General features: G+C 42.1%; 14 protein-coding genes, 20 tRNA genes and 2 rRNA genes. 2 read left to right on the forward strand and 34 right to left on the reverse strand.

What is annotated here, in order from left to right; all coding sequences use genetic code 11:
• Nucleotides 1-30: 30 nt before the first annotated feature.
• Nucleotides 31-198, forward strand: coding sequence for a DUF1540 domain-containing protein (locus tag LG336_RS22175; RefSeq protein ID WP_404329637.1), 168 nt, complete (start codon nucleotides 31-33; stop codon nucleotides 196-198).
• A 616-nt stretch (nucleotides 199-814) separates the two neighbouring features.
• On the opposite strand, the gene menC is transcribed toward LG336_RS22175, so the two are convergent.
• From menC to LG336_RS22205, 6 genes are all read right to left on the reverse strand, one after another.
• Entirely contained in the window at nucleotides 815-1,924 is a 1,110-nt protein-coding gene (menC, locus tag LG336_RS22180; protein ID WP_404329638.1) for an o-succinylbenzoate synthase, read from the reverse strand.
• A 2-nt stretch (nucleotides 1,925-1,926) separates the two neighbouring features.
• On the reverse strand, nucleotides 1,927-3,414 hold the full coding sequence (locus LG336_RS22185; protein ID WP_404329639.1) for an o-succinylbenzoate--CoA ligase: 1,488 nt from the start codon (nucleotides 3,412-3,414) through the stop codon (nucleotides 1,927-1,929).
• A gap of 178 nt (nucleotides 3,415-3,592) precedes the next feature.
• Entirely contained in the window at nucleotides 3,593-4,411 is an 819-nt protein-coding gene (menB, locus tag LG336_RS22190; RefSeq protein WP_404329640.1) for a 1,4-dihydroxy-2-naphthoyl-CoA synthase, read from the reverse strand.
• Nucleotides 4,412-4,467: 56 nt separating this feature from the next.
• Nucleotides 4,468-5,280 (reverse strand): 2-succinyl-6-hydroxy-2,4-cyclohexadiene-1-carboxylate synthase, encoded by an 813-nt coding sequence (menH, locus tag LG336_RS22195; RefSeq protein ID WP_404329641.1) that lies wholly within the window; start codon nucleotides 5,278-5,280, stop codon nucleotides 4,468-4,470.
• Entirely contained in the window at nucleotides 5,270-7,027 is a 1,758-nt protein-coding gene (menD, locus tag LG336_RS22200; protein ID WP_404329642.1) for a 2-succinyl-5-enolpyruvyl-6-hydroxy-3-cyclohexene-1-carboxylic-acid synthase, read from the reverse strand. The genes menH and menD overlap by 11 nt, the downstream gene beginning before the upstream one ends.
• Complete coding sequence (locus tag LG336_RS22205) at nucleotides 7,024-8,430, reverse strand: isochorismate synthase MenF (protein WP_404329643.1); 1,407 nt, start codon at nucleotides 8,428-8,430, stop codon at nucleotides 7,024-7,026. The genes menD and LG336_RS22205 overlap by 4 nt, the downstream gene beginning before the upstream one ends.
• A 346-nt stretch (nucleotides 8,431-8,776) precedes the next feature.
• Here LG336_RS22205 and LG336_RS22210 point away from each other — a divergent pair, with 346 nt between their 5' ends.
• The gene (locus LG336_RS22210) at nucleotides 8,777-9,706 is read left to right on the forward strand and encodes a 1,4-dihydroxy-2-naphthoate polyprenyltransferase (protein WP_404329644.1); all 930 of its coding nucleotides are present in this window, start codon (nucleotides 8,777-8,779) and stop codon (nucleotides 9,704-9,706) included.
• 45 nt (nucleotides 9,707-9,751) lie between these two features.
• Here the strand turns inward: LG336_RS22210 and speD are convergent, their stop codons facing one another.
• The 28 genes from speD to LG336_RS22350 all read right to left on the reverse strand — a co-directional run bounded on the left by speD (nucleotide 9,752) and on the right by LG336_RS22350 (nucleotide 24,823).
• Nucleotides 9,752-10,561, reverse strand: a complete 810-nt coding sequence (gene speD, locus LG336_RS22215; protein ID WP_404333258.1) for an adenosylmethionine decarboxylase — start codon at nucleotides 10,559-10,561, stop codon at nucleotides 9,752-9,754.
• A gap of 368 nt (nucleotides 10,562-10,929) precedes the next feature.
• Entirely contained in the window at nucleotides 10,930-13,326 is a 2,397-nt protein-coding gene (locus LG336_RS22220) for a glycogen/starch/alpha-glucan phosphorylase (protein WP_404333259.1), read from the reverse strand.
• Nucleotides 13,327-13,331: 5 nt separating this feature from the next.
• The gene (glgA, locus tag LG336_RS22225) at nucleotides 13,332-14,765 is read right to left on the reverse strand and encodes a glycogen synthase GlgA (protein ID WP_404329645.1); all 1,434 of its coding nucleotides are present in this window, start codon (nucleotides 14,763-14,765) and stop codon (nucleotides 13,332-13,334) included.
• Entirely contained in the window at nucleotides 14,762-15,793 is a 1,032-nt protein-coding gene (locus LG336_RS22230) for a sugar phosphate nucleotidyltransferase (protein WP_404329646.1), read from the reverse strand. The genes glgA and LG336_RS22230 overlap by 4 nt, the downstream gene beginning before the upstream one ends.
• Nucleotides 15,794-15,811: 18 nt before the next feature.
• Complete coding sequence (locus LG336_RS22235) at nucleotides 15,812-16,957, reverse strand: glucose-1-phosphate adenylyltransferase (protein ID WP_404329647.1); 1,146 nt, start codon at nucleotides 16,955-16,957, stop codon at nucleotides 15,812-15,814.
• A complete protein-coding gene (glgB, locus tag LG336_RS22240) occupies nucleotides 16,875-18,833 on the reverse strand; it encodes a 1,4-alpha-glucan branching protein GlgB (protein WP_404329648.1) in 1,959 nt (652 codons plus the stop codon). The genes LG336_RS22235 and glgB overlap by 83 nt, the downstream gene beginning before the upstream one ends.
• 336 nt (nucleotides 18,834-19,169) lie before the next feature.
• Nucleotides 19,170-19,241 (reverse strand) — tRNA-Glu (locus LG336_RS22245).
• 3 nt (nucleotides 19,242-19,244) lie between these two features.
• A tRNA-Ser gene (locus LG336_RS22250) sits at nucleotides 19,245-19,335 on the reverse strand.
• A gap of 3 nt (nucleotides 19,336-19,338) precedes the next feature.
• Nucleotides 19,339-19,413 (reverse strand) — tRNA-Asn (locus LG336_RS22255).
• Between the two features lie 16 nt (nucleotides 19,414-19,429).
• Nucleotides 19,430-19,506, reverse strand: a tRNA-Ile gene (locus tag LG336_RS22260).
• A gap of 4 nt (nucleotides 19,507-19,510) precedes the next feature.
• Nucleotides 19,511-19,584, reverse strand: a tRNA-Gly gene (locus LG336_RS22265).
• Nucleotides 19,585-19,593: 9 nt separating this feature from the next.
• A tRNA-Phe gene (locus LG336_RS22270) sits at nucleotides 19,594-19,666 on the reverse strand.
• Nucleotides 19,667-19,841: 175 nt separating this feature from the next.
• Nucleotides 19,842-19,918 (reverse strand) — tRNA-Asp (locus tag LG336_RS22275).
• Between the two features lie 29 nt (nucleotides 19,919-19,947).
• A tRNA-Met gene (locus tag LG336_RS22280) sits at nucleotides 19,948-20,024 on the reverse strand.
• A 165-nt stretch (nucleotides 20,025-20,189) separates the two neighbouring features.
• Nucleotides 20,190-20,282: transfer RNA gene (locus LG336_RS22285), tRNA-Ser, on the reverse strand.
• 42 nt (nucleotides 20,283-20,324) lie between these two features.
• Nucleotides 20,325-20,401, reverse strand: a tRNA-Ile gene (locus LG336_RS22290).
• 23 nt (nucleotides 20,402-20,424) lie between these two features.
• Nucleotides 20,425-20,501 (reverse strand) — tRNA-Met (locus tag LG336_RS22295).
• Between the two features lie 21 nt (nucleotides 20,502-20,522).
• Nucleotides 20,523-20,598 (reverse strand) — tRNA-Ala (locus LG336_RS22300).
• A gap of 11 nt (nucleotides 20,599-20,609) precedes the next feature.
• Nucleotides 20,610-20,686 (reverse strand) — tRNA-Pro (locus LG336_RS22305).
• Nucleotides 20,687-20,692: 6 nt separating this feature from the next.
• Nucleotides 20,693-20,769 (reverse strand) — tRNA-Arg (locus LG336_RS22310).
• A gap of 60 nt (nucleotides 20,770-20,829) precedes the next feature.
• Nucleotides 20,830-20,918 (reverse strand) — tRNA-Leu (locus tag LG336_RS22315).
• A gap of 7 nt (nucleotides 20,919-20,925) precedes the next feature.
• Nucleotides 20,926-21,000 (reverse strand) — tRNA-Gly (locus tag LG336_RS22320).
• Nucleotides 21,001-21,025: 25 nt separating this feature from the next.
• Nucleotides 21,026-21,110 (reverse strand) — tRNA-Leu (locus tag LG336_RS22325).
• Between the two features lie 39 nt (nucleotides 21,111-21,149).
• Nucleotides 21,150-21,225 (reverse strand) — tRNA-Lys (locus LG336_RS22330).
• 182 nt (nucleotides 21,226-21,407) lie between these two features.
• Nucleotides 21,408-21,483, reverse strand: a tRNA-Thr gene (locus LG336_RS22335).
• A gap of 28 nt (nucleotides 21,484-21,511) precedes the next feature.
• Nucleotides 21,512-21,587 (reverse strand) — tRNA-Val (locus tag LG336_RS22340).
• Between the two features lie 9 nt (nucleotides 21,588-21,596).
• Nucleotides 21,597-21,712 (reverse strand): 5S ribosomal RNA (gene rrf, locus LG336_RS22345).
• Nucleotides 21,713-21,865: 153 nt separating this feature from the next.
• A 23S ribosomal RNA gene (locus LG336_RS22350) occupies nucleotides 21,866-24,823 on the reverse strand.
• Nucleotides 24,824-25,051: the final 228 nt, after the last annotated feature.

Raw genomic sequence — 25,051 nt, forward strand, 5'->3', positions numbered from 1 at the left:
CGTATCAACCAAATATGAGGAGTGATACGAATGGCAAAAGATGTTCTTTGTGAAGTCAACAATTGTCAGTACTGGGCTCAAGGTAATCTGTGCAGTGCCGATCGCATCTATGTTGTCAGTCATTCCGGTGAAACCGCTGATACAACTAGAGAAACGGATTGCCACACATTTGAACCCGTTGAAGAAACATTAAGTTAAGGCGCACAGTGCAGGATTACAGTATAAACTTTGACCCAATAACCAGGCAGCTTTTTCAGCGCCTGGTTTTGGAGTTATTCTTCTAAATTTCCCATTGGGTATTGCTAACAGGTTGACTTGAGAGGTGCAAAACGGTAAATCACAGTCAAAAAAAGCAGCGGGAATCCAAAGATTTTCACACTATAATTCACATTAAAAATGGAGCATATTGATTATGTTCCTTTTACATTTTATTGATTAAGTTTATCAATGGTCAAACCCTATAGTTAATGAGTAACTAAGGGAAGTAAAATAAGCGGAGATTTTCCCTTTAAATACAGAATGGAGCCCGTTTCAGGTGATATAAGGGGAGATTTTCCCGTTATGCAGGTAAAAATCCCCTATTTACACGATTTTCGTGTAAATAGGGGGAATTTCTCCCTTTATTTAAGCTATTTCAATGCTATTTACTAAATTAAGTGGAATTTTTCCGGCTATTGTTGTTATGTATCAAAGAAGGCTAGTAGGAATAACGATTATACAGGGCAAATTCCAATATGGATGCCCTGCTATTTATGCTCTTTGGCTATTTGCACCTCAAAAGAGAGCCGTTACTAAATTGCAGATCACAACCCCTTTAATGCATGCGAAATGTTTCTTCAAATACTGTTTTTTCAATAAGTGTCTTCTTATTTATTTTGAATCCTATCCCGTGTTCCTTTGGAATCTCTATATGTCCATTTATAACGATTACTTCGGGCTCGATGATGTCTTCTTCCCAATACCTGCCCGAGCCTGATATATCACCTGGAATCGTGAACCCTGGTAAGGACGCAAGAGCAATATTATGCGCTCGAGATATTCCGAATTCAATCATACCCCCACACCAAACTGGAATTTCTTTTTCAACACATAAATCATGGATTTTTAAAGCCGTCTCAAGGCCGCCCACCCTGCCAATTTTTATATTGATAACCCTGCAACTACCAAGCTGGATGGCTTTACGAGCGTCATCTAAGGACACAATGCTTTCGTCAAGGCAAATCGGTGTTGTTAACTCATTTTGAAGAAACGAATGTTCAATAATATCGTCATGCCCGAGTGGCTGTTCAATCATTAATAATCCATACTCATCTAGAGCTTTTAACCGATTCAAGTCTTTCATCGTGTACGATGAATTTGCGTCTGCCATTAGTTCCAACGTCGGGAACCTTTTTCGGAGTTCAGATACAAATTCAATATCATTTTTGGGAGATATCTTAATTTTAACCCGCCGGTAACCCTCCGCTAAGTAGTTCTCCGTTTGTCGGATCGCATCTGGCAAGGAAGCAGTGGCAACTACGACCCCAGAGGGAATTCTGTTTACCTTTCCCCCAATGAGACTTGAGAGCGACAGTTTCTGTTCTTTTGCGTATAAATCCCATAATGCGGTTTCCAGGGCCGCCTTTGCCATATGATTCCTACGTATTCTACTGAACAATTCTGTTGCTTCAGCTGGGTGATTGATTGGGTTTTTCTCTAGGAGTGGGATAAGGAAGTCTTTTAGCATATGGTAAGAGGTTTTGACTGTCTCTTCTGTGTACCATGGTGAAGAGAATGCCACCCCTTCACCATATCCTTGCACACCGTCCCTCCCAGTAATTTCTACAATAATGGATTCACGATCAGTGACAGTTTCAAGATGGGTGGCAAAAGGGCTCTTTAACGGCATTTTAATGATAAATAGTTTAATCGATTCTATCTTCATTTTTAAGTCAGCTCCCTCTTCAGCCACTCACGGAGTTCTTTCCGTAAAAGCTTTTTCGCGGCATTGCGGGGTAGTTCCTCAACAAACCTAATAGATTTTGGCACCTTATATTTTGCTAACCTTTCTCTACAATAATTTTCTAAATCATTTTCTGAAATTGTAGCCACCTTTTTTTTCACAACAAAAGCAGCTGGAACCTGACCCCAGTTAGGATGCTCCATCCCCACAATTCCTGCATCAACTACATCTTCATGAGACAATAAAACACTCTCGATTTCCGCAGGGTAAATATTCTCACCACCCGATATAATTAAATCCGAGCGACGGTCAAGTACATAAAGAAAGCCATCCTTATCCAAATACCCTATATCCCCAGTATGGAACCAACCGTTATTCATCGTATTGTTTGTTTCTTGTTCACGGTTAAGATACCCTGGTGTTACATTCGGTCCCTTCACAAGAATTTCTCCTTCAGACCCATTGGTCAGCTCATTTCCACCTTCATCAATGATTTTTATTTGGTTAGGGAACAAAGCTTTTCCAGCTGAGCCGAGCTTCTCAATACCATATTCAGGTGCCAAGGTAGCAAATTGCGAGGCAGTTTCTGTCATCCCATAAGATTGGTAGACCGGAATACTCTTCCGTTTACAATCTTCTAAAAGTGATAATGGTGCAGGTCCCCCTCCAAGGAGCATTCCTCTAAAGGTCTCAGGCATTTGACCAACTTCTAGTATGTCGTTCATCTTCATAAGCATTGTACTGACAACAGACATCATGGTAACTCGGTTAGAAATGATTTCTTCAATTGCTTCTCTTTCTTTAAAGCTATGATGCAAGATGACCGTCATGCCGTATATTAAACTACGCATTAGAATCGAATACCCACTAATGTGGAAAATGGGTACGGCACAAAGCCAGCGCTCGCCATCGGTCAACCCTAGGTTTAGTGCTGATGCAGTCGCACTCCACCAATGATTCCCAAAGGTTTGCAACACGCCTTTAGGATTTCCAGTCGTTCCAGAAGTGTACATTATAGTCGTTACATCGTCTAAGTCATACTCTTCTTGAAGATCAGCATTTGCGCTGTTCCCCTTAAATAATTCCTCTTTTTCCAACACAACATGCTGATATGTATTTTTAATTTTTGTTACTTTTTCCATAAAGGCATTCTCATACAGTAGAACCTCCGCGTTCGAATCCTCAAGCTGCCATAGCAATTCTTTTGAAGTCAGCCTGTTATTTAAAATAACAGCCCTAACTCCTAACATCTGCAAGGCATAAAGAATCATAACCGAATCCACATGGTTAGAAATTAGTACTGCTGCGGAACTGCCCTTTTTAAGTCCAATACCCGTAAGTTGAGCAGCTACTCTAGCGGCAGACTCGAAGACTTGTTTGAAGGTATATTCATTGCCCTCAAACATAACGGCAATCCGATTTGGAGTCAATTCTGCACGTTTTTTAAGCCAATTGGGGACAATCTGTTTCATTAAAGACACTCCCATATTTATAGAAAAGAACAAGTCCCAAGGATTTAGGATTAGTGTGGTTCCCCACTACTACTCATTAAACGCTGGTACTTGCATTCTAATAGTAAACGTTCATTCTACCTCAAGATGAAAAGCAGCCTGATGGAAATCCACCAAGCTACTTTAGTTTATATACGGATTAAGGGAAACGTGGGAACTGACCAAAATCAGGCTTACGCTTTTCCTTAAAGGCATTACGCCCTTCTTTTGCTTCGTCTGTTGTATAGTAAAGCAAAGTAGCATCTCCAGCAAATTGCTGAATACCCGCAAGTCCATCTGTATCAGCGTTCATGGCTGCCTTCAAGAAACGAAGTGCAGTTGGGCTTTTCTCAAGAATTTCTTCACACCATTTAATGGTTTCCTCTTCAACTTGGTCAAGTGGTACAACCGTATTTACAAGCCCCATATCAAGTGCTTCTTGGGCATTATATTGACGGCAAAGATACCAGATTTCACGAGCCTTTTTATGGCCAATAATTCTAGCCAAATATCCAGAACCGTATCCTGCATCGAAACTACCGACCTTTGGTCCTGTTTGGCCAAAAATGGCATTATCTGCTGCAATTGTCAAATCACATACGACATGAAGGACATGTCCGCCTCCAATTGCATATCCACGGACCATCGCAATAACTGGCTTCGGAATGACGCGGATTAAGCGTTGCAAGTCTAATACATTAAGTCGAGGAATTTGGTCCTCACCTACGTAACCACCATGTCCACGAACGCTCTGATCTCCACCAGAACAAAATGCTTTATCGCCTTCACCAGTTAAAATGATAACACCAACATTAGAATCATCACGAGCACAGGCAAATGCGTCAAGCAACTCCATTACGGTTTTGGGACGAAAAGCATTTCGAACCTCTGGACGATTAATTGTAATTTTTGCGATACCATTATATGTCTCATATAAAATATCTTCGTAAGTACGTTCTGATACCCACTCAACTGCCAATTTCAAAATCCTCCTTTTATGTACTAAAAAGTGGTACAAATGTAATTAGGTCTCCCTCAACTTTCATTCGACAGAAACCCACTTACTATTGTACCAAATTTTTCAGGTTCTTCCACATGAATCGCATGCCCTGCCTTTTTAATAGACAAAAATTTTGCATTTGGAAGCTTAGAAAGCATTTCTTCACCAATTTTATAAAATTTCATATCTTGCTCTCCAGCTAGGATCAGCGTTTCAAAGGGAAAACTCTCTAGCGAACTCCACCAAGAAGGTTGCGAACCTGTTCCCATGCCAAGCAAACTATTCGCTAAGCCTGTTGCATTGTTACCTAAACGCTGCTCCCTTATCTCTGCCCTTTTCTCGGGTGATAAATTCTTTTGGGTTTGAAACAAAGGGATATTTTCCCAATAGTTCACAAAAGTCTTTACTCCATCAGTTTGGATTTTTTCAGCAAGTTTTGTATCTAGCTGAAGGCGTGCTTCACGTTCTTTTTTGGTTTTCAAACCAGGAGTTGTACTTTCAAGGACTAATTTACGCACCATTTCTGGATAAAGAGCTGCAAAGGTTATCGCCAGTCTGCCTCCCATTGAATAGCCTAAGAGGTCTACTTTATCAACAGCTAATTTGTCTAGCAATAATTTTAGGTCGGCAGCAGATTTTAAAATGTCGTATCTTTCCACTACTGGAGGGGCTTCCGTCTTCCCATGCCCAAGTAAATCAACCATAATTATTGTTGAGGTTTGTCCTAGGACAGAAGCAAGAGGATACCAAGTAGTAGATGAACCAGTAAACCCGTGAAGAAGAAGGAGCGGAAATCCTGTCCCCCTCTTTTCTACATAATAATGGACATCATTCAACTTAATGTTCATAATTTCCACTCTTTATGACTTCACTTATTTCCTGGGAAACAGATTTCCACAAATCTCGATGTTCGCTTAAGTTTCTGTCTCTATCTGTCGATATCTCCAATACCCTTAGACCACTTGCTTGAAAATCATTAGCGAACACCTGGTGATAATGGTCCCAATCATGGACTTTCTCATACGATCCACCATACATTTCAATTACGTGTTGAAAGTCCAATTCAAGCGGTGTCCCGAATAGCATCTCAAAATGCTTTGGATGTTCAGCCTGGGGTAAGAAAGAAAAGATTCCGCCCCCATTATTATTGATTAATAGGACCGTTACATTCAATTTAAATAGTTTTGCTGCAACCAAGCCATTTAAATCATGGAAAAAAGTAAGGTCTCCTAAAACCAAATATAGAGGTTGAGAAACGGTTGCTACACCTAATGCAGTGGAAACAATGCCGTCAATTCCGTTAGCTCCTCTATTCCCCATTACCTTAATTCCCTTTTTATTAGCAAAAAAGAACGAATCTAAATCTCGAATTGGCATACTATTACCGACAAACAAAGTTGCATTTTCCGGTAACATATCCGCCAATAAGTGAAAAAGCTTTCCCTCACTAAGTTCAGGAATATCCCTAATGGCAGACAATTTTAATTTCGTATGCTCATTAATGCTTTTCCACTTTTCAAGGTATACAGAATGTTCCCGAGGCTTAATATATTCACTTATAGTTCTACAAAAAAGACTTTCATCACAATGAACCATTTCAGTTGCAGCAGTCAGTGGATCACGCCATCCGCTTCCGCCATCAACAACAATTTGTGGAATATCCCGATTTTCCGTTAGAAAGGTGGATAGAGCTTTAGAAACTGGCATTGCCCCAAGTCTAATCACTACTTCCGGTTTTAAGACCTTTTTGGAATCCTCAAAACGAAGGAAAGTATCATAACCGTCAATAATTAGTTCCTGATTATGATGACCACTTCGTAGTTGTGATAAAGGATCCGCTAAGATAGGGAACTGTAGTTGGTTTGCAAAGTCTACTACGGCTTCCATAAACTCCGCATCGTCTATCGGACCACAAATAATTACACCGTTTTTCTCTGAATCCAAAGCAGATGCAAGACTTTTAAATGTTTCATTAGAAAGGGTAAGTTTTCCATCATGTATGTCGACATAACCTTTTTGCCGTTCTTGTAATTCAAAAAGTTGCCCATCCAGGTTAGGAATCAAGGGCTCACGCAGAGGAAAATTCAAATGCACTGGTCCAGCAGGGTATCGCGTTGCGGTTGCTGCCGCTCTTGCACAAACTGTCCTTGCATAGCGAATCATTGATTCTTTCCCTTCAGGGGGTGACATTTCTACGAACCACTTTACATTATGTCCATATAAATGAATCTGATCAATGGCCTGAGGTGCACCAACATCCCTTAGCTCATGGGGACGGTCAGCGGTTAGCACTATCAATGGTACCCTCGATATCGTTGCCTCGATGATGGCAGGATAGTAATTAGCTGCCGCTGTTCCTGATGTACATAGAAGCGCAACGGGTTTTTTTGTTGCTTTCGCGATGCCTAATCCAAAGAATGCAGCCGAACGTTCATCCACGTGGATATGAAGATTAAGCTCTGGATGTTCTGCCATGACTAATGCAATTGGAGTGGACCGGGATCCTGGACTTATGACAATATCCTTTACACCTGCATGAACAAGTTCCGCAACAAATGCAGCGATATAAGCTGTTAATCCTTCCTGATGGTTCATTTTCTTTTTCCTCCAAGCGCAGTCAGCATCGGGCGAAACTTGATGCTCGTCTCTATATATTCGCTCTCAGCTTCTGAATCAGCCACGACACCACAACCTGCAAAAAGCGAAGCTTCTTTTCCTTGAATTAATGCAGAACGGATGGCCACAGCAAATTCACCATTGCCCTGTGCATCCTGCCAGCCAATAGGTGCGGCATAAAAACCACGGTCAAGCTCTTCTATCTCCCTAATCTTAGTAACGGCCTGATCTTTAGGAACCCCCCCAAGTGCTGGCGTTGGATGAAGTCGATTAACGATATCAAGTAACGAAGTCCCCTCACGGCTTTGTCCAATTACAGGTGTATATAAATGTTGTATATATTTTGTTTTCATCAATTGAGGTTCGTCAGGAAGTGTTACCTTCTCACAGGTTTCTTCCATGGCTTCTTTAATCATATCGACGACATACTGATGCTCTACTAAATTCTTTTGGTCTTCAAGCAGATTTTGCCCTAATAAGCGATCTTCTTCTAATGTACTCCCTCTTGCTATCGAGCCAGCTAGACAGGTTGTCAATACTCTAGTCTCTTCTTTTTTAACCAATCGCTCAGGCGAAGCACCAATAAAGCAATCTCCATTTACTTCAAAGGCAAAAATAAAACTCTCCTTCTGTTCTTCGAGTAAATGCGTTAGCACCTTTTCAACCTGAACAGTGTTTTCAAATTGAAGCCTTAACTCCCTTGCTACAACTACCTTTTTTAGATTACTATCAGCAAATGACTCAACTAAGGAAGTAACTGATTTTTTCCATTCCTCAGCTTTTATTTCCTCCATCTTTACTATAGATGGATAAGAAAAATTCTGCTTTTGAAAAACAGCTCCTAAAAGGTCTTGCCTGTCTTTATATACTTTATCAAATAGCTCACCATCATCATGTTGTGTACAAAAAACATTCGTTGTAAAATAGAATTCACCATCAATAAAGGAAAGCATATATTTCGGTATATGAAAAAGTGATTCAGAAAACTTCGACCACAAGCCGGTCTTTTTCTTCAATGGGTCAAAAGCAAACCCACCAAAGATTGCCGGTCCTGTCCCTGGCTTAGTTTGCTCACCACATGTAACCGCATCTTTAACTAGTTGTTTCCATTCGATTTCGGTTCTGTCGAAACGCCCCGTTGCCTGATCCGATTGGACTTGTTTAACAACTCCAATTCCCACAATCACCTGATCTCCACTTGGGTCTTTCCAAAAAAATCTCTCTCCTAAGAAGCGGTTGCGGCCAGCCGCAAAAAAATTTAAAGGATCAATTCCTTTAATCTTTTGGACTTCGCTTACCATGATGGATTGAGATAATTGTTTGGACTTTTCAATCGCTGTAACGATTCCTTGCCTCAATTCAGTATCATGTATGGTAACCAAAATAATCCCCCCAATAACAGCCTCTCACCTGTTATGACACGTTTTCAAACTTATTTTAAGATACACTTCCTAATTCTCAATGTCAATCATACCGCCGTGGCCTCACCTAGTTTTATCCTTATTATATGATTCACAACTGTCGCTATATTTAAGCTTTAGGCTATCAGGGAAAAGCATCCATTATATCCTTGAAGTAGCATTTGACAGTCTTCGCTACTCGTCATACACTTTATATTGTAGGGAATATTTTAGAGAGATTTACTACCGTTTTTGACAGAATTAAGACTTTTTGATACTATAATAAGGTTTGGTCGATAAATATAATATAAAGGGAGAGAATTGGTACATGCAAACACCACTTCAGCCTAGTTCTTCTCCAATAGCAAGAGATCACGGCTTCCAAAAATGGTGGCAATTAGCACGCCCTCATACATTGACTGCTGCATTTGCACCTGTGCTTCTTGGCACGGCCCTTGCTATTGAAGTAACATCAATTGATATTTTCTTATTTTTAGCTACACTCCTTGCCTGTTTACTCATTCAAGCTGCAACCAATATGTTTAACGAATATTATGATTTTAAAAGAGGGCTCGATACCGAAGAATCAATTGGAATCGGTGGTGCAATTGTTCGCAACGGTATTAAACCATCAACAGTCCTCGGACTAGCTCTTGCATTATATGGTGTTGCCATTTTAATTGGTATTTATATTTGTATGAATACTACTTGGTGGCTTGCAGCGATTGGACTTATTGGAATGCTGGTTGGTTACCTCTACACCGGTGGTCCGCTTCCAATTGCTTATACTCCTTTTGGTGAGATTTTCGCTGGCTTTTTTATGGGACTTCTTATTATTTTAATATCTTTCTATATTCAAACTGGTTCTGTTACATCGACAAGCATCCTTGTTTCAATTCCAAGCTTTATACTTGTTGGCGGTATTTTGCTATCTAATAATATTCGTGATTTTGATGGGGATAAAGAATTTGGAAGGAAGACATTAGCCATTCTAGTTGGAAAAAAGAATGCCGTGCGCGTTTTAGCTGGGATGTTTTTCGTTTCTTATATCTGGATCCTTGCGCTAATCTTAGCTGGTGTTTCCACTCCTTGGCTTATGATCGTTGTTTTAAGTCTACCTAAAGCATTAAAAGCAGTCAAAGGCTTCAAAGTAGGAAAGAATCCACTAGAAATGATGCCTGCGATGAAAGCAACAGCACAAACGAATACAATATTCGCCTTACTTTTATCGGTTGGATTGTTTATTAGTTATATCTAAAAAGAAGAAAAGCGCTTGAGACATTAGTCCAAGCTCTTTTCTTCTTTAATTAAGTATATTTTTACCATAAAAGATTTCATCCATTTCTAGTTTAAGGCTTTCGGTAATTTCTTCACTTTCTTCAGGAGAAAGCTTGTCTTTTGTATAGCCAAATAGGTAGTTATTCAAATCAAATTCCTTCAATTTACATTTTGTATGAAAGATGTTTTCTTGATACACATTGACATCAAACATATGGAACATTTCTTTAATGTCATCAGGAATATAATTTTGAATGGAACTGATATCATGATCAATAAATAACTTATGTCCATTCTTATCCCTAGTAAACCCACGAACACGAAAGTCAATCGTCATAATGTCCGTATCAAAAGAACGTATTAAATAATTTAAGGCTTTTAATGGGGAAATTTCTCCGCATGTTGATACATCAATATCTGCTCTAAAGGTACTGATTCCTTCGTCGGGATGATATTCCGGATAAGTATGGACCGTGATATGGCTCTTGTCCAACTGGAGGACTACATTGTCAGGTAGTGGTCCTGGAGACTCTGCAAAAGATTCTGTTGGAACCTCCACAACTGGCCCTTCAGATACGAGCACCGTTACGCTCGCTCCCTGTGGAACATAGTCCTGCTTGGCAACGTTTAACACATGGGCACCAATGATATCAGAAACATTTGTGAGGATATTGGTTAACCGGTCGGCATTGTATTGTTCATCAATATATTCAATGTATGCTTCCCGTTCTTCCTTCGTTCTTGTATAGCATATATCATACATATTGAAGCTTAAAGACTTCGTTAAGTTATTAAACCCGTGCAATTCCACTCTCTGCTCATGGGTTAATTTCATCATTGTTCCCCCTTTACATCTATCCTTACAAAAAAGTACTGAAGGCATTCTTTAAATATTTTTATGATACCCATTACGGCCAATAAAAAACGGAAATTTCGACAAAAAAAGAACCGACAGCTTTGCCGGTTCAATGTGTGTATTCATTATTTTTTTGTTGTTGATTTCCGCTCCAGGCACGAGCGGTTCGCGGGCAGTCCGGGAGCCTTGCCAGCTCCAGCGCCTAGCCCCTCGAGACGCTTCCGCTTTTCTATCTCCTCGTCGCTATCGCTCCTGCGGGGTTCCCTTGGCCTTGCACTCCCGCAGGAGTCTTCGTGCCTTCCGCTCCAATCAACCCTGTAGAAAATAAACAAGGTACATAACACAGCCTATTTAATCGGTTTTATGTTCCAAATGTTATTTGCATATTCTTGAATGGTCCGGTCACTTGAGAAAAAGCCTGACTTAGCTATATTCACAAGACTCTTTTCAAGCCACTTGTCGCGGTCTCGGTATTCCTCGCTTACTCGTTCTTGAATTTGAACATAGGAGGCAAAATCCCGTAATACAAAATATTGATCATTATGGTCTAGTAGGGAATCATAAATCGCAGTAAACTCCCCTTCTGTATCAGGAAAGAAACCATTTACTAGTTGCTCTGTAACTTCACGAATTCTAGAATCATAATGATAATATTCTCGTGAGTTATACCCTCCATTTTTTTGGAAGTTTAGAACCTCCTGCGCACGTAAACCGAATAGGAAAATATTGTCCTCTCCTACCAGCTCAGTAATCTCTACATTTGCTCCATCAAGCGTTCCTACTGTCAAGGCACCATTCATCATAAACTTCATGTTACCAGTTCCAGATGCTTCCTTACTAGCAGTGGAAATTTGTTGACTGACTTCCGCTGCAGGGAAAATATCCTCAGCCAGTGATACACGATAATTTTCTAGGAACACTACTTTTAACCTATCATTTACATCTGGGTCGTGGTTAATTTTGTCTGCTACTGTGTTGATTAACTTAATCACTTTCTTCGCAAAGTAATAACCTGGAGATGCTTTTGCCCCAAAGATAAATGTTCTAGGGTACAGAGGATAGTCTGAATCTGATTTCAATCGATTATACAAGTACATGATATGTAGCACATTTAACAGCTGTCGCTTATAGGCATGCAATCGTTTTACCTGTACATCAAAGATTGAATTTGTATCAACTAATATTCCAGACTTTTCATGGATAATTTTTGCAAGTTTTTCTTTATTTGCTTGTTTAATACCCGCTAGTTCTTGTAAAAATGCTGCATCATGCCTGTACGCAAGGAGGTTTTCTAAGTTCTCTGTATCGGCAATCCATTTTGGTCCAATCGACTCTGTTATGAGATTCGATAGCTTTGGATTAGACTTTATCAGCCAGCGACGATGAGTAATGCCATTGGTTTTATTGTTGAATCTTTCAGGAAACACTTGATAAAAGTCATTCATTTCCCGTTCCTTTAAAATGTCAGTGTGTAGTTTAGCCACTCCATTGACACTATGACTTCCGACAATGGCAAGAGGAGCCATCCTCACTTCCCCATGAGCAATAATTGCCATGTTTTCAATGCGCTCCCAGTCTCCAGGATATTTATCCCAGAGTTCTTGGCAAAACCTCTCATTGATTTCCTCTATAATCATATAGATCCTTGGGAGAAGTGGTTGAAAAATTCTCATTGGCCATCTTTCTAGGGCTTCTGACAATGTTGTATGGTTCGTATAGGATAGAGTGTTAACAGTGATATACCAAGCCTCGTTCCACCCTAATCCCTCCTGATCCATAAGAATCCTCATCAATTCCGGTACAGCTATAGCTGGGTGAGTGTCGTTTATATGGATGCCTACATATTGATGAAAATCAAGGAGACTCCGCTTTTGTTTTTTGTAGGAAGAGACAATGGATTGCAAGCTAGCTGCAACAAGCAAGTATTGCTGCTTTAAACGAAGAATTTTCCCTTCGTCATGAGTATCATCTGGATAGAGAAGTTCAGAAATCGATTCCGTTTCCTTTTTATACGTTAAAATATCCGTATTGGCTGTGAATCGAGATGGCTCAGCACTCCAGAGTCGAAGGGTATTCACCGTCTCCGTTTGGTATCCAAGCACTGGAAGGTCATAGGGAACAGCTGTAACGGTTTCAGCCTGTAAATGTCTAAACATAAGCTTACCGTTCTCTTGGTAGCTCTCCACCTTTCCCCAAAATGGAATTTCTATCGAATCATCCGATTTTCGAACTTCCCAAACATGTCCATGCCTCAGCCATTGTTCAGGCAGTTCAACTTGGTAACCGTCAACAATCTTCTGCTCAAATAGTCCGTGTTTATAACGAATACCATACCCATGACCTGGTAAGTTTAACGAAGCAAGTGAATCTAGGAAACAAGCTGCTAACCGACCTAGACCTCCATTGCCTAGACCTGCATCTGCTTCAATTTCTTCCAATTCCTCTAAGTCGATACCGAGTTCCAGTAATCCTTCACTTACCACTGTTTCAATTCCAAGGTTCATTAGATTATGTCGAAGCAAACGACCTAGTAAGAACTCAATAGATAGGTAATAAACTTGTTTTTTCCCAGTAGACCGATATTGTTCATTGGTTTGAATCCAATCTGAACTAACATATTCTCGAATCATATGTCCAAGGGTTTGAAACTGTTCGCGTTTAGTACTCTCGCTAAAGCTTTTTCCGAACGTCATTTCAAATTTCTTTAAAAACGCTATTTTAAACTCTGCTTTATTTGAAAACAGGCTAATCACTCCTTGACTAGGTCAGCATATAATTGCTGGTAAATTTTCGCAGACCGAGCCCAACTAAAGTCCATCTGCATGACACTCTCAACCAACTTGTTCCACGAATCTGTTTCTTTGTAATAACTTAAGGCTCTATCAATTGTAAAAAGCATGTCATGTGCATTAAAGCTTGTAAATGTGAACCCATTGCCTTCACCAGTTTCGCCGTCAAACGACTTAACTGTATCATTCAAGCCTCCCGTTTCCCGGACAATCGGAATGGACCCATAGCGTAGAGCAATGAGTTGGCTAAGCCCGCACGGCTCAAATTTTGACGGCATTAAGAATAAATCGGCACCAGCATACACCCGGTGGGCCAGGTTTTCATCAAAACCGATAAACACCCGGCATTGATTAGGATATTGAGCGGCCATTTGGCTGAAGAAGTATTCAAATTCGCGATCACCTGTACCGAGCACAAGCAATTGAACCCCTGTCGCCATAATTTCATGAAAGACTCCACGGACTAGCTCTAGCCCTTTTTGTTTTGTCAGTCTCGTTACCATAACCATTAGCGGAGTATCTTCCTCTTCTGGCAATTCAAACTGTCTTTGAAGTTCCTTTTTATTTAATAGGCGAGCTTCGTGATCCGACGGCCCATATGTTTTGATTAAAGCTGCATCTGCTTCGGGATTGTACAAATCATTATCTATTCCATTTAAAATCCCTAAAAGGTCGGTGCTACGGTTCCGTAGCACCCCATCCAATTTTTCACCAAAGTAAGCTGTTTGTATCTCATTCATATAAGTCGGACTAACCGTAGTAATTTTATCTGCTGATATAAGTGCTGCTTTCATAAAAGATACATTCCCATGGAATTCAAGCAGATCTGGATGGTAATATCGATCATCTAAACCAAACAATTCACCTAAAATTCCCTTTGGGAATATCCCTTGGAATTGGAGATTATGAATGGTAAACACTGTCCGAATCGACTCATACCCCTCAATTTCTCGGTATTGTTCATTAAGTAAAAACGGAACCATCCCTGTATGCCAATCATGGCAATGAATGACATCGGGGTAAAAGTCAATTTCTTTTATGCTATCAAGTATAGCGCGGTTGAAATAGGCAAACTGCTCCCCTTCGTCAAAGTCCCCATACATTTGACTTCGTTTAAAATAGTATTCATTGTCAATAAAATAATAGATGACTCCATCAAGTTCCAGTTCTTCAATTCCACAATATTGATTCCGCCAACCTACAGGGACAATAAATTCCGCTATCTTTTTCATTTGTTTCTTATATTCATCAGGAATTAACTGATATTTTGGTAGGATTACTCGGACGTCAGTACCAAGTCCTTGTAACTCTTTTGGAAGTGCCCCTGCCACATCTGCGAGTCCTCCTGATTTAATGAATGGGACACATTCCGATACTGCAAACAAAATTTTCACGTATTCACACACTCTCCCTTAGCAATTGAACCTTTCCGTAAAATCTTTGGTGCATCTTTTGTTCCGGCAATGGAGACACCTGAATCTACATTTACATCTTTATCAAGAATAACATTTTCCAAAATACAATTTTCACCAATTTGTGTTTTTTGCATAATGATACTATTCTTGACAACGGCACCTTTAGCAATTTTCACGCCCCGGGCAATTATACTATTTTCAACTGTTCCCTCAATATTAGCCCCATTTGCAATCATCGAATTGTGAACCAAAGCCGACTTAGAATAGCGAGTTGGTGGTTCATCTTTTACCTTCGTTAAAATAGGTCGGTCCGTTAAAAATAGTTGCTTCCAAACCATCGGGTTCAATAACTCCATACTTGCTAAATAATAATTACTTACTGAATCAACTGTGAGGGCATAACCTTCATAAGGGTAATAACAAAGCCTATAAGGACTGTCAATATCCTTAACAACATCCCTCATATTCAAATAGCCTGTTTCTTTCCGAGTATGAATCAACTCGAGTAATAGTGAGGTTTTTACAAGGAAAATATTAAGAGATTCTCCCGCATTTCGGACTTCTGTAATGTCACAGCCCTGATCCATATGCCATTCAAGAAGCGGGTAAAAATCCATATTAAAAATCGTATTGGCACTTGCAATCAGGCAATAATCTTGAGTGCTTCTATTTAGAAAATCAATATTGGCTGCAAAGTGTTCAAATGAATCAATTCCAAAAACAGGTTTATCAAGTCGCGGAGAAGGGAAAAAGAATAATCCATCCCGTTTCCGGTTAAGATCCCAGTTCTTCCCAGACCCTAAATGGTCCATCAGGGAACGATACTCGTATTTTGGAAAGATGGCTACACTCTGTATTCCTGAGTTCACCATATTGGATAAAATAAAGTCAATGAGACGATAACGTCCACCAAAGGGAATAGCCGCTACAGAGCGGTGGGTGGTTAAATCCTTAAGGTCCTCAACATATGTGGTCGCATCTATAACACCTAATAAACGTTTTTTCAACTTTAGATACCTCCCGAACTAATTGGTGACCATTTCTTCTAAAGTTTCTTCAGAAACAAGAAGAATTTCACCATCAATTTTTGGCCGTATAACTGATCCATCTGGAATCTTTATACCAGAAGAAACAATCGCTTTTTCTATATGACACCCTTTTCCTATAACAGCATCCGGCATAATCACGGATTCTTTAACGACTGCATCTGTCTCAATCGAAACACCTTGGAACACAACTGTCCTAGAAACATTCCCTTTAATCACACATCCTTCATTGACAAGGGAGTCGGTTAACTTGGCCTCCTGGCTAATAAACTGAGGCGGTTGATTAGGGTTAACCGAATAGATTCGCCAGTTTTGGTCAAACAAGTTCAGCTCGTTGGAATCCTCCAACAAATCCATATTTGCTTCCCAAAGACTCTGTACGGTGCCAACATCTTTCCAATATCCCTTAAATGGATACGCAACAAGGTTCTTACTATCCTTTAGCATCAGTGGCAAAATGTCTTTCCCAAAATCATGGCTAGAGCTTGAATTCAAATTATCTTGTTGTAAATAGTCTTCAAGCATCTTCCAATTAAAGATATAGATACCCATCGAAGCCAGGTTGCTTTTAGGATTTTTTGGTTTCTCATCAAACTCGGTTACCCTTAATTCCTCATCTGTATTAAGGATACCGAAACGATTCGCTTCTTCCCAAGGAACTGGAATTACCGAGATTGTTACATCTGCACCCTTTTTAATATGATGTTCAAGCATCAATTCATAGTTCATTTTGTAAATATGATCTCCTGATAAAATTAAGACATAATCAGGGCTATATTGGTGTATATAGTTCAAATTCTGGTAAATGGCACTTGCTGTACCTGTATACCATTTCATCTCTGTTGAGGCCGTGTACGGAGGAAGAACTGTTACTCCCCCGTCCTTCCTATCCAGATCCCATGCACTTCCGATTCCAATATAAGAGTTCAGGATTAATGGTTGATATTGTGTTAACACCCCCACAGTATTAATTCCTGAGTTTGTGCAATTGCTTAAAGGAAAATCTATAATTCGATACTTCCCACCAAAAGGTACGGCAGGTTTAGCGAGATCTTTTGTTAATGAGTTGAGTCGACTCCCCTGTCCGCCTGCGAGGAGCATCGCTACGATTTTTTTCTTTTGCATCGGTTACTTTCCCCTTCCTTTTTTTAACTGGACGAAATATCGATACCCCAAATGGAGGGATGCTCACTTCAATAGAAAAAGGCCGTCCATGAAAACCAATTTCCTGAGCTTTAACCATCTTTTTATTTATTTCCCCAGAACCTCCAAAAGCAGAATCGTCACTATTCAAGATTTCGCGATATGTTCTAAGTTTAGGTACTCCAATTCTGTAATTTGAGTAGGATTCAGAGGTGAAATTACATACAATGACGAGAAAATCATCTGGTTTTGTCCCTTTACGTATAAACGAAAAGACAGATTGATGATGATTATTTGCATCAATCCATTCAAACCCATCTTGTGAATGATCTAATTCGTAAAAAGCTTTGTTGAGCTTATATATTTTTAACAATTCTTTAACAAAAACATTTACTTTTTCATGCATCTCGTAGCCTAGCAAATGCCAATCTAATTGTTCTTGATCTTTCCATTCAGCAAACTGGCCAAGCTCAGTTCCCATAAAAGTCAGTTTTTTTCCTGGGTGAGCTGTCATATACCCCAGTAACAGCCTTAACTGTGCAAACTTCTGCCAATAATCCCCCGGCATCTTGTTCAATAGGGACTTTTTCCCATGGACCACCTCATCATGAGAAAATGGCAAAATAAATGACTCAGAAAAGGCATATAACAAGGAGAAAGTGACGTTATTATGTTGGTGTTTCCTTTGCTCCGGACTCGTTTCCATGTACTTTAACATGTCATTCATCCAGCCCATATTCCATTTGAATGTAAATCCTAACCCTCCATCCTCTACTGGCGAGGTTACCTTTGGCCAGTCAGTTGAGTCCTCAGCAATCATGCTTGCACTAGGGAAATGAGAGGTAACAACAGAATTTAACTTTTTTAAGAACTCAATGCCATATGGATTAACTTCCTCGTTTGAATTTGGCCAATAGATTATGTTCGCTACCGCATCAACACGGAAGCCATCGATATGGTACTTTTCTAACCAAAAAAGAGCATTTGAAATAAGAAAACTCTGTACTTCTGTTTTGCCTAGGTCAAAATTGGCCGTTCCCCACACTTCATTCTCACGGTCAAGATGATTTCGATAATCATAGGCATAGCTCCCATCAAAACAATAAAGACCATGCTCATCCTTACAAAAGTGACCAGGAACCCAATCCATAATGACTCCAATTCCATTTTGATGACATTGATCAACAAAGGACATAAACTCATGAGGTGTTCCGAAACGACTTGTAACGGAGTAATAACCAGTTCCCTGGTATCCCCAGGAAATGTCGAGCGGATGCTCAGTTAGGGGCAACAATTCAATATGGGTGTATCCGTGGGATAAGACATACGGAATAAGTTCATTTGCTAATTGTTCGTAGGTAAGTAAGGAACCATCCTCAGCAAACTTCCATGACCCGAGATGGACCTCGTATATTGCCATTGCTTCTGCTCTTATCTGTTTTTTCTCCCTTTTCTTCATCCACTGGCTGTCATTCCATTTATACCCCTCTAGTGGGTATACAACTGAAGCAGTATTAGGTCTAACCTCTGAATAATAAGCATATGGGTCGGCTTTTAGCCTTTTATGGCCTGTTGGATCAGTAAATTCATATTTATAAATTGCACCAGTTAAATCTCCAGCAAATAGTAAAACCCAAACACCTTCACCGTTAGCCTTCTTAAATTCAAAACCTTCTCCATTCCAGTTATTAAAATCGCCAACCAACCTGACACTCTGAGCAGCTGGCGCCCAAACACAAAAACGAGTATATTTCTCTGAATCATTATTTATGATATGCGCTCCAAATAATTCATAGCTCTTATACAGCGAGCCTTCATGAAATAAATGGAGCTGATAATCAGTTGGATGTGCTAACATCCACACACCTGCCTTTCTACTTTTTCATTACTATTCTAGATTCCTGCTAAAATACCTTGTAAACATTGATTATTTTGTTCGCCTTATTTCGACACCAACGGATAACAGCGCTTCCATTGTTTTAATGGCGCGATTTACAATTGTGACAAAATAAAAAATTTTTTTTAGAAAATAATTTTTATAGGAAGGATAGCTATACTTTGTTTTGAATTGGGTAATCGAAGCACAACAAGATAGGGGAAAGAAGAATAAAACATGAAGCACTATTATACGTTTTTATCGTTTAAAAAAAGCATACAAAAAAGCTGTAGACAAATTGTCTACAGCTTTTTTGTATGACCCCTACGGGATTCGAACCCGTGTTACCGCCGTGAAAGGGCGGTGTCTTAACCGCTTGACCAAGGGGCCTTATGGCGGAGAAGGAGGGATTTGAACCCTCGCGCCGGTTGCCCGACCTACACCCTTAGCAGGGGCGCCTCTTCAGCCACTTGAGTACTTCCCCATATGGCTCCGCAGGTAGGATTCGAACCTACGACCGTTCGGTTAACAGCCGAATGCTCTACCACTGAGCTACTGCGGAACAGTTTAAATAACTATGGTGGGCCTAAGTGGACTCGAACCACCGACCTCACGCTTATCAGGCGTGCGCTCTAACCAGCTGAGCTATAGGCCCATAGTGGAGCGGGTGATGGGAATCGAACCCACTACATCAGCTTGGAAGGCTGAGGTTTTACCAGTAAACTACACCCGCTTAGAAAGGTGGCTCAGGACGGAATCGAACCGCCGACACATGGATTTTCAGTCCATTGCTCTACCGACTGAGCTACTGAGCCATAATAATTATTGTATCGCTTAAATGTTAGTGCATGTCCATTGCTCGAAAGACCTCCGGTCTTCCTCGCAAGTTGCCGCAGAAGCTAAATCGAAGAAGGTAGCAACTTGCTCTACCGACTGAGCTACTGAGCCATATTAAAATATTATTTCGTTTGTGCCAGTTTTTTTTAAAAATGGCGGTCCGGACGGGACTCGAACCCGCGACCTCCTGCGTGACAGGCAGGCATTCTAACCAACTGAACTACCGGACCATATTGTAAAAGCTTGTTAAAAATAAAATTGGTTGCGGGGGCAGGATTTGAACCTGCGACCTTCGGGTTATGAGCCCGACGAGCTACCGGACTGCTCCACCCCGCGATAATATTATTTTACATAGATTTAATTATGCTCTATGTTAGCACTGACTGTCCCGATTTCAGAAAGCCTAATCAAGATGCGGCTCAATCGGTACAACTCGCAGATTATTCTTAGGAGAAACGCTCGTTGCTCCACCCCGCGATAATAATATTAAAGTAAAAGTAATGGAGGAGGAAAGGGGATTCGAACCCCTGCGCGGTTTGACCCGCCTGTCGGTTTTCAAGACCGATCCCTTCAGCCGGACTTGGGTATTCCTCCGTAGTAAAAATACTAAAAGTTATTTTGCTATGCAAAAAACCATGGTGGACCTTGTAGGACTCGAACCTACGACCGGACGGTTATGAGCCGTCTGCTCTAACCAGCTGAGCTAAAGGTCCAGTAAGCCTTAAATTTGAAAATATGGTAGCGGCGGAGGGAGTCGAACCCACGACCTTTCGGGTATGAACCGAATGCTCTAGCCAGCTGAGCTACACCGCCATATTATCAATATTAGTTTATTGGTGGAGCCTAGCGGGATCGAACCGCTGACCTCCTGCGTGCAAAGCAGGCGCTCTCCCAGCTGAGCTAAGGCCCCATTAAAGATGATGGTCGGGAAGACAGGATTCGAACCTGCGACCCCTTGGTCCCAAACCAAGTGCTCTACCAAGCTGAGCTACTTCCCGTTTAAATGGCGCGCCCGAGAGGAGTCGAACCCCTAACCTTTTGATCCGTAGTCAAACGCTCTATCCAATTGAGCTACGGGCGCATAATTCCATTTAGAAAATCTTAATAGAATTAAAAGAATGTTTTTCACGATAGTGAAAAATGGTGCCGAGGACCGGAATCGAACCGGTACGGTAGTCACCTACCGCAGGATTTTAAGTCCTGTGCGTCTGCCAGTTCCGCCACCCCGGCATTTCAATGGAGCGGAAGACGGGATTCGAACCCGCGACCCCAACCTTGGCAAGGTTGTATTCTACCACTGAACTACTTCCGCAATGAGATTAAATTAAGAGAAACTTTGGTGCGGGTGAAGGGAGTCGAACCCCCACGCCTCGCGGCGCTAGATCCTAAGTCTAGTGCGTCTGCCAATTCCGCCACACCCGCATATTTCAATAGTTATCTTCTCTAAAGAGAGAAAAACAATGGTGAGCCATGAAGGACTCGAACCTTCGACCCTCTGATTAAAAGTCAGATGCTCTACCAACTGAGCTAATGGCTCTAAATGTTATTAACACATGGAACTAACTAAAAGTTTTAACTGGTAGCGCATCTACGATGCTCGAAAGACCTTACGGTCTTCCTCGCAGATTGCCTAAGAAGCAATTCAGAGAAGTGAGCAATCTGCTCTACCAACTGAGCTAATGGCTCTAAATCCTAATAATATTTATTAGTATCTAAAGATGGTGCCGGCCAGAGGACTTGAACCCCCAACCTACTGATTACAAGTCAGTTGCTCTACCAATTGAGCTAGGCCGGCATATAGAAAAGCATAGCTTGTCTAAAAATGGTGGAGGATGACGGGATCGAACCGCCGACCCTCTGCTTGTAAGGCAGATGCTCTCCCAGCTGAGCTAATCCTCCATAATTTAAGCCTGGCAACGTCCTACTCTCACAGGGGGAAACCCCCAACTACCATCGGCGCTGAGAAGCTTAACTTCCGTGTTCGGCATGGGAACGGGTGTGACCTTCTCGCTATCGCCACCAGACTATTTGTAAAAGACAATTATTATTATAATATCTTTTTCAGATTTTGCAAGAGAAATTTTTCATTCCCTCAAAACTAGATAATGTGTAAGAAGTAAAAGTAACACGATTTGTATCAAAGTTTTTTCGCATTAGCGAAAATAACTATCAAAAATTTGGTTAAGTCCTCGATCGATTAGTATCAGTCAGCTCCACACGTCACCGCGCTTCCACCTCTGACCTATCAACCTGATCATCTTTCAGGGATCTTACTAGCTTGACGCTATGGGAAATCTCATCTTGAGGGGGGCTTCATGCTTAGATGCTTTCAGCACTTATCCCGTCCGCACATAGCTACCCAGCGATGCCTTTGGCAAGACAACTGGTACACCAGCGGTGCGTCCATCCCGGTCCTCTCGTACTAAGGACAGCTCCTCTCAAATTTCCTGCGCCCACGACGGATAGGGACCGAACTGTCTCACGACGTTCTGAACCCAGCTCGCGTACCGCTTTAATGGGCGAACAGCCCAACCCTTGGGACCGACTACAGCCCCAGGATGCGATGAGCCGACATCGAGGTGCCAAACCTCCCCGTCGATGTGGACTCTTGGGGGAGATAAGCCTGTTATCCCCGGGGTAGCTTTTATCCGTTGAGCGATGGCCCTTCCATGCGGAACCACCGGATCACTAAGCCCGACTTTCGTCCCTGCTCGACTTGTAGGTCTCGCAGTCAAGCTCCCTTGTGCCTTTACACTCTGCGAATGATTTCCAACCATTCTGAGGGAACCTTTGGGCGCCTCCGTTACATTTTAGGAGGCGACCGCCCCAGTCAAACTGCCCACCTGACACTGTCTCCCACCCCGATCAGGGGTGCGGGTTAGAATTTCAATACAGCCAGGGTAGTATCCCACCGACGCCTCCACCGAAGCTGGCGCTCCGGCTTCCAAGGCTCCTACCTATCCTGTACAAGCTGTACCAAAATTCAATATCAGGCTGCAGTAAAGCTCCACGGGGTCTTTCCGTCCTGTCGCGGGTAACCTGCATCTTCACAGGTACTATAATTTCACCGAGTCTCTCGTTGAGACAGTGCCCAGATCGTTACGCCTTTCGTGCGGGTCGGAACTTACCCGACAAGGAATTTCGCTACCTTAGGACCGTTATAGTTACGGCCGCCGTTTACTGGGGCTTCGATTCAAAGCTTCGCGTGAGCTAACCTCTCCTCTTAACCTTCCAGCACCGGGCAGGCGTCAGCCCCTATACTTCGCCTTGCGGCTTCGCAGAGACCTGTGTTTTTGCTAAACAGTCGCCTGGGCCTATTCACTGCGGCTTTTCAAGGCTTTAACACCCTAAAAAGCACCCCTTCTCCCGAAGTTACGGGGTCATTTTGCCGAGTTCCTTAACGAGAGTTCTCTCGCTCACCTTAGGATTCTCTCCTCGCCTACCTGTGTCGGTTTGCGGTACGGGCACCTTTTATCTCGCTAGAGGCTTTTCTTGGCAGTGTGGAATCAGGAACTTCGGTACTATATTTCCCTCGCTATCACAGCTCAGCCTTATGTGGTAACGGGATTTGCCTCGTTACCAGCCTAACTGCTTAGACGCACATATCCAGCAGTGCGCTTACCCTATCCTCCTGCGTCCCCCCATTGCTCAAACGATAAAGAGGTGGTACAGGAATATCAACCTGTTGTCCATCGCCTACGCCTTTCGGCCTCGGCTTAGGTCCCGACTAACCCTGAGAGGACGAGCCTTCCTCAGGAAACCTTAGGCATACGGTGGATGGGATTCTCACCCATCTTTCGCTACTCATACCGGCATTCTCACTTCTAAGCGCTCCACCAGTCCTTACGGTCTAGCTTCAACGCCCTTAGAACGCTCTCCTACCGCGGACATCGTAAGATGTCCACCCACAGCTTCGGTGATACGTTTAGCCCCGGTACATTTTCGGCGCAGAGTCACTCGACCAGTGAGCTATTACGCACTCTTTAAATGGTGGCTGCTTCTAAGCCAACATCCTGGTTGTCTAAGCAACTCCACATCCTTTTCCACTTAACGTATACTTTGGGACCTTAGCTGGTGGTCTGGGCTGTTTCCCTCTTGACTACGGATCTTATCACTCGCAGTCTGACTCCCACGGATAAGTCATTGGCATTCGGAGTTTGTCTGAATTCGGTAACCCGATGAGGGCCCCTAGTCCAAACAGTGCTCTACCTCCAAGACTCTCACTTCGTGAGGCTAGCCCTAAAGCTATTTCGGAGAGAACCAGCTATCTCCAGGTTCGATTGGAATTTCTCCGCTACCCACACCTCATCCCCGCACTTTTCAACGTGCGTGGGTTCGGGCCTCCAGTAGGTGTTACCCTACCTTCACCCTGGACATGGGTAGATCACCTGGTTTCGGGTCTACAACCACATACTTATTCGCCCTATTCAGACTCGCTTTCGCTGCGGCTCCGTCTTCTCGACTTAACCTTGCATGTAATCGTAACTCGCCGGTTCATTCTACAAAAGGCACGCTATCACCCGGCATTTTCCGAAGGAAATATGCACAGGGCTCTAACTACTTGTAGGCACACGGTTTCAGGATCTCTTTCACTCCCCTTCCGGGGTGCTTTTCACCTTTCCCTCACGGTACTGGTTCACTATCGGTCACTAGGGAGTATTTAGCCTTGGGAGATGGTCCTCCCAGCTTCCGACGGGATTTCACGTGTCCCGCCGTACTCAGGATCCACTCAGGAGGGAACGAAGTTTCAACTACAGGGTTTTTACCTTCTTTGACGGGCCTTTCCAGACCACTTCATTTACCCCGTTCCTTTGTAACTCCATGTTGAGTGTCCTACAACCCCAGAAGGCAAGCCTTCTGGTTTGGGCTAATCCCGTTTCGCTCGCCGCTACTCAGGGAATCGCATTTGCTTTCTCTTCCTCCGGGTACTTAGATGTTTCAGTTCCCCGGGTCTGCCTTCAATACCCTATGAATTCAGGTAAAGATACTGTTCCATTACGAACAGTGGGTTTCCCCATTCGGAAATCTCCGGATCAAAGCTTACTTACAGCTCCCCGAAGCATATCGGTGTTAGTCCCGTCCTTCATCGGCTCCTAGTGCCAAGGCATCCACCGTGCGCCCTTTCTAACTTAACCTATGGACGAATTTATTCGTCTCTATAAGACAATCATGTCTTTGGTTTCTCTTTTAACAAAAGAGAGAAAAATTAAAAAAGCGATACAAATGTGTGTTTTACTTTTGCCTTCTTACTTACGATTATCTAGTTTTCAAGGAACAAATTAAAAAGCTTTGAGAGAATTGCACTCTCAAAACTAAACAAACAAGCTAATCAACAGTGCAAATTTTTAAATTTGCTTAGTACG

The organism is Mesobacillus maritimus, assembly GCF_044803185.1.
GTDB lineage: Bacteria > Bacillota > Bacilli > Bacillales > Cytobacillaceae > Mesobacillus_B > Mesobacillus_B maritimus_B.